16 protein-coding genes are annotated in these 14,312 nt (G+C 62.6%); 5 read left to right on the top strand and 11 right to left on the bottom strand.

Going from position 1 to position 14,312, the window contains the following annotated elements; all coding sequences use genetic code 11:
- The 10 genes from AC0L3A_RS33345 to AC0L3A_RS33300 form a co-directional block, all read right to left on the bottom strand.
- Positions 1–492, bottom strand: a 492-nt coding sequence (locus AC0L3A_RS33345; RefSeq protein WP_473255961.1) for a TrbG/VirB9 family P-type conjugative transfer protein, incomplete at its 3' end; no start/stop codon positions are given.
- Between the two features lie 17 nt (positions 493–509).
- The gene (locus tag AC0L3A_RS33340; protein ID WP_473255960.1) at positions 510–1,172 is read right to left on the bottom strand and encodes a conjugal transfer protein TrbF; all 663 of its coding nucleotides are present in this window, start codon (positions 1,170–1,172) and stop codon (positions 510–512) included.
- Positions 1,173–1,214: 42 nt separating this feature from the next.
- Positions 1,215–2,375 (bottom strand): P-type conjugative transfer protein TrbL, encoded by a 1,161-nt coding sequence (gene trbL / locus AC0L3A_RS33335; protein WP_473255959.1) that lies wholly within the window; start codon positions 2,373–2,375, stop codon positions 1,215–1,217.
- Between the two features lie 14 nt (positions 2,376–2,389).
- A complete protein-coding gene (locus tag AC0L3A_RS33330) occupies positions 2,390–2,575 on the bottom strand; it encodes a DUF2749 domain-containing protein (protein ID WP_473255958.1) in 186 nt (61 codons plus the stop codon).
- Positions 2,572–3,369 (bottom strand): P-type conjugative transfer protein TrbJ, encoded by a 798-nt coding sequence (gene trbJ, locus AC0L3A_RS33325; RefSeq protein ID WP_473255957.1) that lies wholly within the window; start codon positions 3,367–3,369, stop codon positions 2,572–2,574. Before trbJ ends, AC0L3A_RS33330 begins: the two co-directional genes overlap by 4 nt.
- On the bottom strand, positions 3,341–5,794 hold the full coding sequence (locus AC0L3A_RS33320; protein WP_473255956.1) for a conjugal transfer protein TrbE: 2,454 nt from the start codon (positions 5,792–5,794) through the stop codon (positions 3,341–3,343). The genes trbJ and AC0L3A_RS33320 overlap by 29 nt, the downstream gene beginning before the upstream one ends.
- 9 nt (positions 5,795–5,803) lie before the next feature.
- Complete coding sequence (locus AC0L3A_RS33315) at positions 5,804–6,103, bottom strand: conjugal transfer protein TrbD (protein WP_473255955.1); 300 nt, start codon at positions 6,101–6,103, stop codon at positions 5,804–5,806.
- Complete coding sequence (locus AC0L3A_RS33310) at positions 6,096–6,473, bottom strand: TrbC/VirB2 family protein (RefSeq protein ID WP_473255954.1); 378 nt, start codon at positions 6,471–6,473, stop codon at positions 6,096–6,098. Before AC0L3A_RS33310 ends, AC0L3A_RS33315 begins: the two co-directional genes overlap by 8 nt.
- Complete coding sequence (gene trbB, locus AC0L3A_RS33305; protein WP_473255953.1) at positions 6,463–7,431, bottom strand: P-type conjugative transfer ATPase TrbB; 969 nt, start codon at positions 7,429–7,431, stop codon at positions 6,463–6,465. Before trbB ends, AC0L3A_RS33310 begins: the two co-directional genes overlap by 11 nt.
- 17 nt (positions 7,432–7,448) lie before the next feature.
- Positions 7,449–8,006, bottom strand: coding sequence for an acyl-homoserine-lactone synthase (locus tag AC0L3A_RS33300; RefSeq protein ID WP_473255952.1), 558 nt, complete (start codon positions 8,004–8,006; stop codon positions 7,449–7,451).
- A gap of 401 nt (positions 8,007–8,407) precedes the next feature.
- Here AC0L3A_RS33300 and repA point away from each other — a divergent pair, with 401 nt between their 5' ends.
- The 5 genes from repA to AC0L3A_RS33275 all read left to right on the top strand — a co-directional run bounded on the left by repA (position 8,408) and on the right by AC0L3A_RS33275 (position 13,052).
- The gene (gene repA / locus AC0L3A_RS33295; RefSeq protein ID WP_473255951.1) at positions 8,408–9,595 is read left to right on the top strand and encodes a plasmid partitioning protein RepA; all 1,188 of its coding nucleotides are present in this window, start codon (positions 8,408–8,410) and stop codon (positions 9,593–9,595) included.
- Between the two features lie 72 nt (positions 9,596–9,667).
- Positions 9,668–10,687, top strand: coding sequence for a plasmid partitioning protein RepB (gene repB, locus AC0L3A_RS33290; RefSeq protein WP_473255950.1), 1,020 nt, complete (start codon positions 9,668–9,670; stop codon positions 10,685–10,687).
- Between the two features lie 167 nt (positions 10,688–10,854).
- Entirely contained in the window at positions 10,855–12,162 is a 1,308-nt protein-coding gene (gene repC, locus AC0L3A_RS33285; protein ID WP_473255949.1) for a plasmid replication protein RepC, read from the top strand.
- Positions 12,163–12,393: 231 nt separating this feature from the next.
- Positions 12,394–12,642 (top strand): type II toxin-antitoxin system VapB family antitoxin, encoded by a 249-nt coding sequence (locus AC0L3A_RS33280; protein WP_473255948.1) that lies wholly within the window; start codon positions 12,394–12,396, stop codon positions 12,640–12,642.
- Entirely contained in the window at positions 12,639–13,052 is a 414-nt protein-coding gene (locus AC0L3A_RS33275; protein ID WP_473255947.1) for a PIN domain-containing protein, read from the top strand. The genes AC0L3A_RS33280 and AC0L3A_RS33275 overlap by 4 nt, the downstream gene beginning before the upstream one ends.
- 19 nt (positions 13,053–13,071) lie before the next feature.
- On the opposite strand, the gene AC0L3A_RS33270 is transcribed toward AC0L3A_RS33275, so the two are convergent.
- Positions 13,072–14,217, bottom strand: a complete 1,146-nt coding sequence (locus AC0L3A_RS33270) for a tyrosine-type recombinase/integrase (protein ID WP_473255946.1) — start codon at positions 14,215–14,217, stop codon at positions 13,072–13,074.
- Between the last annotated feature and the right edge of the window lie 95 nt (positions 14,218–14,312).

Genomic DNA, 14,312 nt, shown 5'->3' with positions numbered 1-14,312 from the left:
GACTGCTTCTGGGTATTCGAAGCCGACCCGTGCCATATATTGGCTTGCATTCGACTTGAGCTGGATGTGATAGGTCCGCCGCGAGGTCGTTACCACCATTGAGGTCACAAGCCCTGGCTCCGACGGCTTGACGATCAAGTGGATGGCTTGTCCGCCGACCGCTCCAGACGTCGCTGGCTCGACCTTCCAGCGCACGGTGTCCCCAACCAGCACATCGCGAACGACCTCGCCGGGCTCGAGCTCAATGTCGCAGACCTCGAGCGGCGAACACATGACGGAGGGCTGGACCTCGCCGAACAAGAAGACGACCTTGCCGTCCGCGCCTCGCGTCACGAGGCCGGTCGATCCGCGCCACTGCTTTGAGATGCTCGTGCCCTTTCGTTCTTTCGCGGTCATCGGCTGGGCATTTGCGCTGATGTCGGCAAGCAGCAAGCTGCAGGCGGATGCGGTGAGAGCCAGGCATGTATGAAGTCGGTTCCTATGTAGGTGCATCGGAATCCATGCCGGTCTCATAATTGTGCCGTCCAGTCGAAATCACGCAGATAAAGGCCGATTGGATTAAAGCGGATGGTTTGCTCGTCCTGGGGTGGGGTCAGCGTGACGGTGGCGATGCCGCGGAAGCGGTGCTCGCCGGTTGCCTTGCCCTTCCGGTCGCGCTCGAATTCGGTCCAGTCGACCTGATAGGATTGGTTGGAGAGAGCGACGATGTTGTTGACCTCGACGGCGAGCGTCGCCGTCTTGGCCTTCTCGAACGGCGAGTTGCTCCGGAACCAGTCATTGATCTTCTGCGTGGCGGGATCGGAGGTCCTCAGCAGCGCGTAGGTCCGGTCGATATATTGCTTCTGCACGACCGCATCGGGCGTCACCGATCGGAAGTTCGCAACAAAGCTTCCGAGCGTCGCCCGCACCACGCGCGAATCTGCATATTCGATTTGCTGCGGATAGCCGGCGCTCGCGGCGGTGCCGAGCTTGTCGACCTCCACGATGTAGGGCACGAGCTTGACCTGCGTGCTCTGGAATAGCGCATAGGTGAAGCCGATCACAGCCATGACCATGGCGAGGATGCCGATGCTGCGCCAAGCTGCGGCCGCCTTCACATAGGAGCCGTAGCGCTCGTTCCATTCCTGACGAGCGGCAAGATAAGGATTGCTAGGCGGATTAGGCGCAGCCATTCGAAAAAGAACCTCCGGTCGTCATCTGTTAGATCGGCTAGCTCACGGCTTGTCGGTCGAGCTTTTCTGGGCGGCTTTCTGATCGAGCTTGGCATTGGCGAGGCCAAGCGTGGACGCGCCGAAGGAGCCCGGTGCGCCGATGGCCTTGTCACGCGCGGCCGAGGCGAGTGCGCCGCCCGCCAAGCCGATGCTTTGCGTCATCGCCTTGAGAGCGGCCGCGCCGAACGAGGCGCCGTCGCCACGCGCGGAGCTGAAGCCAGCCGCCCCTGCCCTGGCGCCTCCCATCGCGAGGGCGGCGCTGCCCGCCGCGAAGCTCGCCCCCTGTCCCGCATGCTTCATCACTTCCATGCCGCTGCCGACCGAGACGCCCTGGACGACGCCTTGGACGATGCTCGGCACGTACATCGAGATGATGAAGACGACGACGGAGATGCCACCGATCGCGAGCGTGCCGACGAAGGCGTCTTTGCCCGTGCCAGTCTGGTTGGCAAGGTTCAGCAAGGCGTCTGAGCCAATCTTGGCGATCATGACCAGCGCCATCAGCTTCATGCCGACGGAGAAGGCGTAAACGAGATACCGGATGGCAAAATCCTTGGTGAAGGACGAGCCGCCGAGACCAAGCATGATCATGCCGGCGAGCAGGCCGACATACATCTCCACCATCACCGCGACAAAGATCGCCGCGACCAGCGAGAAGGAGATCACGACGATCACCATTGCGAACACCGAGGCGATCGCCAATGCATTGTCCTGGAACAGGCCGAACTGCGCATTCTGCGACATGGCCGAGGCGACCTTGAGCCCGGCATTGAACACGTCCGCCGGCGAGGCCGAGCCGCGGCCAGCACCAATCTGATACAGGCTGTCGACGACCGCTTTCGCGAAATTTGGTCCCTGCTCAAGGACGAAGGCGAAGAAGCCGATGAACATGATCCGCCGCACCATCTCGGCGAACCACGCATCGAGGGCGGCGGTCCCAATCGCGAGCCAGACTGCGGCCAGGCCGATCTCGATCCCAGCCAGGATCCAGAATAGCGATTTGGCGGCCTGCATAACCGTCGTTTGCCAGCCCTTGGCGGCGGTCATCACCGAATTCTCCAGGCTCGTGAGAACGCTGCCGTCCTGCTGCGCCAGGGCAGGATGCGCGGCCACGACGATGGCGACCGCAAGGATGAGGACGAGCCCCGGTCTGAGACCACGCACCCCGCTCCCCTGCCCTACCATCGCGGTTTCATCAGCTGGCCGCCGGAGGTCTTGTAGTCCTGGGGAGGTTTGACGAAGTGATCGCCGCCCGAGCCAGTCCCGTGCGCCGGGATTGGCGTGCGCGGTGCGAGCAACAGCGAGGCACCGGCGGCGCTGATCCCGATCGCGATGAGGACGAGGATGATCGTTGATGGTCTCACCAGCGCGGCTCCATGGTCTGGCCCCCTGAGGTGGCTGGTGCGGTCGCGTCGAAGAATTGCTCCCGGCGCGCCTGCGACAGGTCCTTAGCTGCCTGCGAGGATTGAAACCATGTCGCCATCATCGTGGTCTGCTGCGCGATGAGCCCCCGCAGCTTCTGCATTTGGGCGACCTCCTGCGCGGCAATCTCATGCCCGACCTGCAGGGCCTTCATCTGCCCGTCGGCAGTTTCCGAGGCCATTTGGAGTTGCGCCATGGTCGAATTCTCGGTTGCGAATTGCTCTGAGGTGAGCGCTGCCCCCTGTAGCGTGCTCGAGATCGTGTCGCGGTTGGTGGTGGACCAGGTCTGGTAGGTCGAGGCGAAACTCGCGCCATTCGACAGATTGGTCTTGAGCTGGCCGTAGCTTTGGAAGCGTTGCTTGAGCACGTCGTCGATGTTGCCCATCGAGAAGGCCATGCCCTGGCCCTGCTTGACGATGTTCTGGAGTTGCTTCAGATCGGCCTCCACTTGCCCCCAGACATGCGAGGGCAGCTGGGCTGTGTTCTGCCGCATATTGTCGTAGATCCTCAGCTGGTTCTGGATCTGTTGGGCGAGCTGCGAGATCTGTTGGATCTGGTTGTCGATCTGCGTAGTCGAGTGGCCGACCAGGCTGACCAGCTCGGCGTTGTTCAGGATTTGCGTGAACTCGGTGGCGCCGCCGGCCGCGGCGCCGGCCAATGCCGGACCGGCCGGCGCTGATCCGACGATCACGCCAATGATGAGCGCCCTAGACATCGGCGAGAAGCGTCTCAGCATGCCCGATCCCCCTTTCCTTGAGCCAGTGAACGGGCCAATAGGCCCTGGTGTTCTTCAGCGACAAGATGCGCTTCAAATCCTCCTTGCCGGACGCGCCGACGAATGACAGCGTGATAGGACCGAGCGCCATGTTGAAGAGCCGGCGCCCCTCGGGCGAGGCGACGTAGTATTCGCGCTTGGGGACGGCAGTCGCGACAATCTCGATCTGGCGCTCGTTGAAGCCGATGCGCTCGTAGAACTCGCGCGTGCCAGGCTCGCGCGCGGCGCCATTCGGCAGGCAGATCTTCGTTGGGCAGCTTTCCTTCAGGACGTCCATGATGCCGGAGCGCTCCGCATCCGAGATCGATTGCGTGGCGAGCAGCACCGCGCAATTGGCCTTGCGCAGCACCTTCAGCCATTCGCGGATCTTGTCGCGGAAGACGGGATGGCCGAGCATAAGCCAGGCCTCATCCAGGATGATGAGGCTTGGCGCGCCGGACAGCCTTTTCTCGATTCGCCGGAACAGATATGTGAGGACCGGGACGAGGTTGCGCTCGCCCATATTCATCAGTTGCTCCATCTCGAAAGTCTGGAAGCAGCCGAGCAGCAAGCCGTCGCTCTCGGCATCGAGCAGTTGGCCCATCGGACCATCCACCGTGTAGTGGTGCAGCGCGTCCTTGATCTCGCGCAGCTGCACGCCCGAGACGAAATCAGATAAAGAGCGTCCGCGTGCCTCGGCCATCAGCCCGACCTGCCGCGAGATGGCGTTGCGATGATCGGGCGTGATAACGAGGCCTTGCAGCGCGACGAGCGTCTCCACCCATTCCGCCGCCCATGCGCGATCGGCATCCGTCGATAAGTCGGACAACGGACAAAAGGCGAGCGCTGCCGCGCCGTCTACCCCATCACCGCCGATCGCATAATGGTCGCCGCCGGCGGCCAGCGTCAGCGGCAACATCGAACAGCCCTTGTCGAAGGCGAAGATCTGCGCGCCGGCATAGCGCCGAAACTGCGCTGCGATCAGCGCAAGCAGGGTCGATTTGCCTGAGCCTGTCGGTCCGAACACCAAGGTATGGCCGACGTCATCGACATGCAGGTTCAGCCGGAAGGGGGTCGAGCCGGATGCGACTTGCATCAATGGCGGTGAGCCAGGCGGGTAGAACGGGCATGGCGCGGTTGGATTGCCCGACCACACCGAATTGAGGGGGATCAGATCCGCCAGGTTGCGCGTGTTAATGAGCGGCTCGCGGATGTTCGCGTACCAATTGCCCGGCAGGCTGCCGAGAAACGCCTCGGTCGCGTTGAGGGTTTCGATGCGCGCGCCAAACCCTTCCGCCTGGATCAGGCGACGGACCGCCTCAGCGTTCTCCTGCAAGCGCGCGTTGCTCTCGTCGAACAGGACGAGGACCGGCGTGTAATAGCCGTAGGCGACGAGCTGCGAAGTGGCTTCCGCGATCGCATCCTCGGTCTCGGCCACCATGGCGGCCGCATCCTGATCGATCGAGCGGCTTTGTGTCTGGAAGAGCTGGTCGATGAAGGGGCGAACCTTCTGCTGCCATTTCTTGCGGGTGCGCTCGAGCTTCTGCCGCGCCTCCAGGTCGTCGAGGAACATGAAACGCGACGACCAGCGATAGGTCAGCGGCATCAGGTCGAGGGAGTTGAGAATTCCCGGCCAGCTCTCGGCCGGAAAACCGTCGATCGCCACGATGCCGAGAAAGCGGTTCTCGACCATCGGCGACAGACCATGCTGGAGCTCGGCCGTCGCCAGCCAATCGAGATACATCGGGATATCCGGCAAGCGGATCGGATGGTTCTCGCCGGTGATGCAGAAGCGGACGAACTGGAACAGTTCATCGTAGCGTGCCATGCGCGTGCCACCGCGCTCCTCGACCTCGCGCGTTTCCATGCGCCGGATGGACAGGACGCTGGCGAAATACTGCTCGACCTCGCGGATCGAGGTGCGGAAACTGTCGATCGCGGTATCGGCATAGGAGGCCGACCGGCTTTCCACGTCGGAGTAGATGTAGCGGGCGAGACCCGCGCGCCTGCGTTCGGGCGGGCGCCAGGTCAGGATCATCGCATGCCGGCTCTCATAATGACCCCTCTCCTGCGCGAACCGATTGCGGCGTTCGTCGTCGATCGCCCGGGTCACGGCGTCGGGAAAATGGCAGTCCTGCCGCGGCGGATAAGCCGTGGTCGGCACCCGCACTGCCTCGACTTGAATCATCCAGCCGGAGCCGAGGCGCGCCAGGATGGTGTTGATCTGGCGCGAGACCTCGTTGCGTTCGGCATCGGTCGAGCTTTCCGAGTCCGGCCCGGCAAAATACCAGCCCGCCATCAGCGAGCCGTCCTTCAGCAGCACGATTCCGTTCCCGACGAGCCCGGCATAAGGCACGAGATCGGCAAAGGACGGGCCAGAATGACGGAAACAGTGCAGCGCAGCCATGAGCGGACCTCAGTACCGACGCCAGGGCGTCGAGGTCGCCCGGTAGTATGGCCGATAGGAGATGTGACGGGCATAGACCCGCCGCATCATCGGATCGGCCTTCGCCATCATCCGCAGCGCTGCCACGACAACAATCCAGATCACAGCGCCGAGGATTGCGGCGTACCAGGTGAGCACGACGAAGATCAGGATAGCCGCGGCAAGGCCGGCCAACAGCACGAGCTCGCGATCGGCTCCGAACAGCAGGTTCGGCCGTGACAGCGCCCGGTGGATACGATTGCGTCGAAGATTGGCGCCAACCTCAGCCATGACCGACGTGCCCTGCCCCTCTGGGGTTCACGGTGCGCGCGGCCTCACCGATTGACGCGCCGCTTGCGCCGAACAAGGCGACGATTTGCGTTGCACCGAGAAGAATGCCGGCGACCAGCACGACATACATGAGGCGCCGCGCGAAATCGTTGAGCTCGCCGCCGAAGATCAGCATGCCGCCCGCAACAGCCACGGCCGCAAGCGCGATGAAGCCGGCCACGGGACCCGTGATCGATTGCTGGATCTGCTGAAGCGGGCTCTCCCAAGGGAGATTGCCGCCGCCGCCGCTCGACGCGAAAACTGGGTCCAACATCACGCATGTCAGCAGCAGGGCGCCGGCACCTACAAGCATTGACCGACTAAGCGACATCGCGCTCCTCCTTGCGAGTATAAGATTGGGTTTGGTATTGGCCCGCCGAGAAGCTCTCGACATGAAGCACGTCGCGGACCTGGCGGCCGTGATCCGTTCGTTCGATCGAGACAATCAGATCGACCGCCTCGCCGATGACCTCGCGCATGGGCTGGTGACTGACTTCGGCGGTGAGCTGCTCGAGACGGCGCAGCGCCGAGATCGCGCTATTGGCGTGGATGGTCGTGATGCCGCCGGGATGGCCGGTGTTCCACGCCTTGAGCAGCGTGAGGGCCGCGCCGTCGCGCACCTCTCCCACAATGATGCGGTCGGGGCGCAACCGCATCGTGCTCTTAAGCAAGCGCGCCATATCGACGGTGTCGCTGGTGTGAAGCGAGACGGCGTTTTCAGCGACGCACTGGATCTCGGCCGTGTCTTCGAGAATAACCAGCCGGTGTTCCGGCGCGTGCGCGATGATCGCGGCGATCACGGCATTGGCCAGTGTGGTCTTACCCGAGCCCGTGCCGCCCGACACCACGATGTTCAGGCGCGATGCGATCGCGTTGCGGATGACCGCCAGCTGATCGGCCGTCATAAACCCCTGGGTGGCGTAATCCTCGAGATCGAAGAGACGTGAAGCCCGCTTGCGGATTGTGAATGTGGGGGCACCGACGACGGGCGGCAGCAGACCTTCGAAGCGATGACCGCCGATCGGCAGTTCCCCTGAAACGATTGGACGCTCGTCGTCGGTCTCCGATTGCAACGCATGGGCCACGCTGCCGATGATGATCTCGGCCGTTGCGGCAGCCATGTTCCCGGCGGCTACCATGCCGTGGGCGAGCCGTTCGATGAATAGCCGGCCGTCTGGATTAAGCATCACCTCGACGACAGCCGGATCATCGAGGGCGGCGCAGATCTGGTCGCCGAGGGCGTCCTGGAGTTTGCGGACAAGCCGCGGATGCGAACGAAGTTCGGCCATGGAAATCGCCGCCTCGCTCAGGCAGCGAGGCGCTGAAGGCGGCGCAGTCCGGATGGATATCCAGGCGGACGGACCCGTTCGAAGCGCGCCGAGTAGTCGGATAGTATCCTGGTGACGTTCATGGCCTCTCCGCTCTGCACGCCCCAAAGCGGGTTGCCGGCCAGCCCGCCAGTTGCAGGATGCGTCGGCCCCGCAGATCCCGTTGCCCTGGCGATCTCTTCGCCCTTCGACGTCGATTCGATGATCCTTGCGAAACGTGTCAAGGTCGTCGGCCGCAGCGGCTGGCCTCCCTTCCTCTTGCCTCCCGTGTCGACCACCACTTGCGAGCTCTCGATCGCGAAGGTGTGCGACAGCACGCTCGGGGCCGTGGTCGTAATGAGACGGGTACAGCTGGCAAGGTGCAGCAGCGCCGGATCCAGCGCGTCGTATTCGTTCCGCGCGCGCCCGCGGCTGCGGCCGACGTTAACTCGCCAACCAAGCCGACCGGCGAACATTTGGCCGCGGCACACATGCATCTCATCCGCCAGAGGCCCGCACCTGCGGTGTTCGTCGGCATCAATCGCAATCGCCCGCATCGCCGAATCCTCCATCGCGTTCGGAGGCAAATCAGCACGCTGCGCCAGTCTGTGTCCTCTGTTGAATTAACGGGGGCCGGTGAGCTTCGGTCGCGCGAGTCGCGTCTTGGGTGTCGAGTTTGGCCGGTTCGCAGCCCTAGGCGCGCCAAAACGGTCGCGCTTTGACTGTAGAAATAACGGGGCGAAAAACGGCGCAACCGCACTCTGAGGGCGCAGTGTAAGTGTTGAATAATACTGAACTAATTCGAACGAATCACCTCCTCGTCCTGCGCGACTAAGAACACCCGTTAAGATGTTGTTAACCTTAAATTACTTGCCGCGCAGCCCGAATCCCCCATACTGGCGCCTGACTGGGGCCTTTCGCCCCTGATAGCGCTATTTTCTAGGCAGGACGGGCTAGGATGGGACTGCTCCCGAAATTCGAATTCGACGAGAAAATCCTTGCGCAGGGCGACGAGATCTCGCGGAAGCTCGACCAGCTTCGACTGGAAAAATTTCCACCGGACGCGAAGAAGACGCTCCGCCTGTTCCCGATGTCGGAAGTCGCGCACTATCTCGGCGTCAGCCCCAACAACCTCAAGAGACTCCATCTAGAAAAGAAAGGCCCGGAGCCCACGATCGCAGGTAGTGGAAGACGTTTCTATACCGCGGAACAGATGATAGAACTCCGGCACTACCTCGATAAGAACGGACGATCAGACGCGAAGAAATACGTCCCCGTCCGCAAGCCCGGCGAGAAGCTTCAGGTTATCGCGGTCGTCAATTTCAAGGGCGGCTCTGGCAAGACCACGACAGCCGCCCATCTGGGTCAGCATCTCGCGCTGACCGGACATCGTGTGCTCGCAATCGACCTCGATCCGCAGGCCTCACTCTCGGCCCTCCATGGTTTTCAGCCAGAGCTCGATCGAAATCCGTCGCTGTATGACGCTATCCGATACGACGAAAAGCGTCGGCCAGTTGCGGAGGTCATCCGGCCGACCAATTTCCCTTTGCTGGAGATCATTCCGGCAAACCTTGAACTTCAGGAATATGAATACGATACGCCACTGTCGATGCAGAGCTCGAATGAGGGCAAGCGGTTCTATGAACGCCTCGGGCGCGCGCTTGAGGAAGTGGACGATCGATTCGATATCGTCGTGATCGATTGCCCACCGCAACTCGGCTTCCTGACGCTGACGGCGCTCACTGCTGCTACGTCTGTTCTTATCACCGTCCACCCACAGATGCTCGATCTCATGTCGATGAGCCAGTTCCTACTGATGCTCGGAAATTTCGTCAGGGCGATCCGGGAGAAGGGAGCGGCGGTCAACATTGACTGGCTTCGATATTTGATCACCCGATTCGAGCCCACGGATATTCCGCAAACCCAAATGTTGGGCTTCATGCAGTCGATGCTCGCGGAGGAGATTCTCAAGAACCCGATGCTCAAGTCGACGGCCATATCGGACGCGGGGCTGACGAAGCAGAGCCTGTATGAGGTCGAGCGCGGAAGCTTCAATCGGGACACCTACGATCGCGCTATCGAGGCACTGGACGGGGTGAATTTCGAAGTTCAGGCGTTGATCCACCGGGCATGGGGGCGTCTCTAATGTTGACCGCAGTCAAAACCGCCGAAAATCTTCGCGACTTCAAGAGGGTAAGGGGAAAGAGGAGGCTTAGTCATGGCTCGTAAAAACCCCTTTGCTAACATTCTTGATAGTAGGCCGCATGGAGTTGATGAATTCGCCACCGATAACAAACGGCTGTCCCGTCCCGTGTCCGACTATGCGGCCAAAGGCGCTTCGCGCTCCCTCCTCAATTCACTTGATGAGCTTGCTGCCAGGGCTGACAGGCTCGTGGAGGGGGAAACGGTCGTTGAGCTCGAGCCTGAGTTGATCGAGGCTTCGTTCGTCCGAGATAGACGTTCCGACGATGAGGGCGACTTCAACCTGCTGTTGGAGCGAATTCGTGAGCGCGGCCAGGACTCCCCTATTCTGGTCAGGCCGAATCCAAAGTCGGCCGGCCGCTACATGGTGGTGTTCGGACATCGCCGCTGGAAGGTCGCTCAGGCCCTCGGCAGAAAGGTGCGCGCCGTCGTCAAGGACATCGAGGATCGAGAGCATGTGCTTGCGCTAGGTCAGGAGAATGCCGCCCGTGCGGACATCCCCTTTATCGATCGTGCCCTGTTCGCCGCGGACGTTGTGCGTCTCCATTATGACGACGACAATGCAACTATTCTGAGTGCGCTCTCGATCGACCGAACGACACTCTCGAAGATGCTGTCGGTCGCAGGCCTGCCCTCCCCCATCTTGCAGGCCATCGGCCAAGCCAAGAATGTTGGCCGCGATCGCTGGTATGAGTTGAAGCTGCTGCTCGACAGTCCGGCCAACCAGGAGCGCGGTCTGGAGATTATCGGGGAAGAGGCCTTTTCCGCGTTGTCGAGTGACGCACGGTTCGACTGTCTGGTCCGCAAACTGAAGTCGAAGCCCTCGCGCAAGCCGAACCAGAGAACCAAGCGAAGCTGGGCCCCCCAGGATAGTGCGCTCTCGGCGGAAATTTCGGCCGAGGGAAAGAAGTTCACGTTGGCGCTGAAGGCAAAGACATCTGACGCCCGCGCGTTCGGCGAGTATCTGTCGGAAAACCTCGATCAACTTTACGAGGCTTTTCGCAGAGAGACGATCTCACAGGAGACTGGAGGCTAACCCGCAAAAGAAAAAGGCCCCCGAAACGAGGTTCCGGAAGCCCTTCTCTGTTCAGTCTGGCAGCTGACAGAATCCCACTTCCGCGAATCGGTGTCAAGTCCAAGGAACGCAGTAATGCGCTCGTTTTGGAGGGCTGACTTCTTTTGCCTAGCAACAGGTGGAGGAAAATGCAGACACCCTTATCAACGACGCCCTTTGGGCGGCGGCCGATGACGCTTGGGATGATTTCAAGGCAGCTGGCGGCGAAGGCAAAGCCGGAGGCGGCGATTGTTCACAAATGGCACGTGTTCCAGCACATCAAGGAGGCGCGCCAGGTTCTCGGGGCGACCGACCGTGCGCTTGCGATCCTGCACGCGTTGTTGTCATTTCATCCGGAGATTGCGCTTGAGGCCGACAGCGAGCTGATCGTCTGGCCGTCCAACGAGCAGCTGATGGCGCGGGCCAACGGGATGCCGCCCACGACGCTGCGCCGGCATCTCGCCGTTCTGGTCGACTGCGGTCTGATCATTCGCCGGGATAGTCCGAACGGCAAGCGCTTTGCTCGCAAGGGGCAGGGCGGACAGATCGAGCAAGCCTACGGCTTCGACCTGGCCCCGATGGTGGCCCGCGCCGAGGAGTACAAGACGCTGGCGGCGACCGTGCAGGCCGAGAAGAAGGCTTTCCGCGTTGCCAAGGAACGGCTCACCATCCTGCGTCGCGACATCGTGAAGATGATCGAGGCCGGGCTCGAGGAAAGCGTGCCCGGAAACTGGAAGCGGTTTCAGCAGGTCTACCAGGCGATTGCCGGGCGGATTCCGCGGACCGCCCCACGGCAGCTCCTGGAAAGTATCGGCGGTGAGATGGAAGCGCTCTGGCGCGAGATACGGGAGTTACTGGAAACATTTGCAAAAACACAGAATCTGGATGGCAATGAGTCCCATTCCGGTTGCCACATACAGAATTCAAATCCAGATATTCCATCTGAATCTGAAAGAGGCTCGGCGAAGGAAGATGAAGCGGGCGGCACCCTCGCGGCGGACCACAACCTGCGGCGCTTGCCGAAGCGTGAGCTCCCCTTGGGAATTGTGCTGGATGCTTGTCCGAACATGCGCTGGCTGATCAAAGGCGGCGAAATCCGGCACTGGAAGGATTTGCTGGCCGCTGCCGAACTTGCCCGGCCGATGCTGGGAATCAGCCCGAGCGCGTGGCGCGAGGCCAGGGATGTGCTCGGCGACCAGCAGGCCGCGATTACGCTCGCGGCGATCCACCAGAAAGCCGACCAGATCAGCAGTGCTGGCGGCTATCTGCGGAGCCTGACTGACCGTGCGAAGGGCGGTAAGTTCTCGGTCTGGCCGATGGTCATGGCGTTGCTGCGGGGCAAGCTGGACCGCGCGAAACCAACCCCGGCGGGGGGCGGGACCGCTCGCTTTGCGCCGGGAAAGCCGGCGCACGCCAGCGCCGAACTGCGCGCCTCGCTGGCCAGACGCCCGAAATGAGCCAAAGCCCGGCAGGAATGGTTGGTCGACAACGACGCGCCGACCGCTAGTCGGGCTGGATCGCGGCCAACTCACACCGGAATGGGCGAGCTCATTGCTTCGGCTGGGGGTGACCAAAGCTTTGACTGTCGAAAGGCGCTTGCAACAGTTCCGGAGATGGCTAGCCAGCAGATGCCATCTTGATGGCTTGCCGTCACAGGCGTATATTCCTCCGGGAGGAGTCTCTTTGCTATGGCGGAACCACAGCTCTCAGTCCGGAGTGCAAGGGCACGAGCTCTTGCCCATCGTCTGGCGCGTCGGGAGAATCGCTCGATCGCGGACGTCGTCGAGCGCGCACTCGAAGCTTACGAGGAACGCGTCGCTGGGCGCGAACCGCCCGCGGAATTCTATGCCCGACTGAGGACGAGTGAGGATGCGGATATCGACCTGGAGGCGGTGATTCGCGCAGGGCGCCGACCGCATACTGGACCCGACCTGTGATTTTCCTCGACACCAATGTGATATCGGAGACTTTGAGGAAGGCCCCTGACGATGCGGTCATCGCCTGGCTGGTTCGCCACGATGCGGAGCTTGCACTTCCCACGGTCACGATCGCCGAGATCGCTTTCGGCATTCAGAAGATCAGGCCCGACCAGCGCGCGGAGCGGCTGGAGCACGGATTATCCGATTGGCGCCGACGTTTCGCCGATCGGATTTATGGCCTGACGGAAGCGGCTGCACTCGCCTACGGCGACCTCATGGGAGAGGCGGCGCGCCATGGCCAACCGATGTCGGCCCCCGACGGGATGATCGCAGCTATCGCCCGCGTCAATGGCGGCAGATTGGCCACTCGAAATCTCAGTGATTTTGCCTCGACAGGGCTCGAATTGATTTCGCCGTGGAACTTCTAACCCGCCCCGGCCGCGCGGTTCACAGCCCGGCGGCCTTGGTGAGATTGACCCGGAATCGGTCGCGCCGCCGCTGGTAGCGGCGGGTCTGCTCCGCGCTGGCGTGACCGAGCTGCTTCTGGACGTAGCGCTCGTCGACCTCAGCCGATGAGGCGAGGCCGGCGCGCAGCGAATGTCCGGCGAACTTTCCCTCGCGTTCAGCTTGCGGCAGATCAGCGCGCACCCCGGCGGCCAGCGCCGCGCGTTTGACCAGCCGCGCCACCTGCTGGTCATTCAGGCGATCCGGACCGACGTCCTTGCCGTCGCCCCGTACCCGGCGGAACAGCGGCCCGTGACCGATTCGGGCGAGCTTCAGCCAGATCTGCAGGGCCACGATCGGGCAGGTCGCGTCGGATGAGCCGCGACCGATCTCGATCTCCCGCCAGCCGGTCTTGCCGCGCAGGGTGACGATCATGCCCTTGTCGAGGATCTCGACCCAGCCGCGGCCCTCCTCGGTGTGGTCGCGGCCACAATCCAGGCCGACGATCTCCGAGCGGCGCAGGCCGCCGGCAAAGCCGAGCAGCAGCATGGCGCGATCCCTCAAGCCGCGCAGCGTGCCGCGATCGAGCGTCTCGAGCATGGCGATGACGTCCTCGGGCAGGACGGCTTCCTTTTGCCGGGGCGGCGCGCCATGGGTGTTGCGGATGCCGGCGAGCACGGTCGCGACATGCCGATCGGTGCGGTCCAGCGGCATGCCGCGCTGGGCATAGTTCCAGGTCAGCGCCGAGAGCCGACGCTCGATGGTCGCGACCGAATTCGCCTGGCGATCGGCCGTCGCAGCGCCGGAGGCGCAGGCGGTGATGTAAAGCCCGACGGTCTGCGCGGACGGCGGCAGCACCTCGAGGCCCTGACGCCGGCACCACCCCGAAAAATGCTTCCAGTCGGAGCTGTAGGCCCGGCGCGTGTTCGCCGAGCTGGCTGCGTCGACATAGTCGCGGGCGCGATCGGCGAGCCGCTCAAGATGCGCCGGCAGGCCGGAGTCCGGCGCCGGAACAGGGCAGGGGAGGCGGCTAGGGCTGTCGAACGACGTCTGCGCCGCGGCACGATCGTCGCTCGTCGCCGGGCGCGCAGGCGGGGCGGAGCCCTGCGGAGGGCGATTTTCGAAGGTTCGGGCGGCGCTTTCGGGCATGTTCCACATAATGAGGAAAACGACTGATAATGCAACATTATCATTCGTTGTGAGCGAGCGACAGGTCCGGCGGTTTGATGCGAAATCGATCGCCA

The organism is Bradyrhizobium sp. MI1.3 (assembly GCF_055811695.1).
The sequence above is the reverse complement of the archived record's forward strand: the minus strand, read 5'-3'. Positions and strand labels throughout refer to the sequence as shown.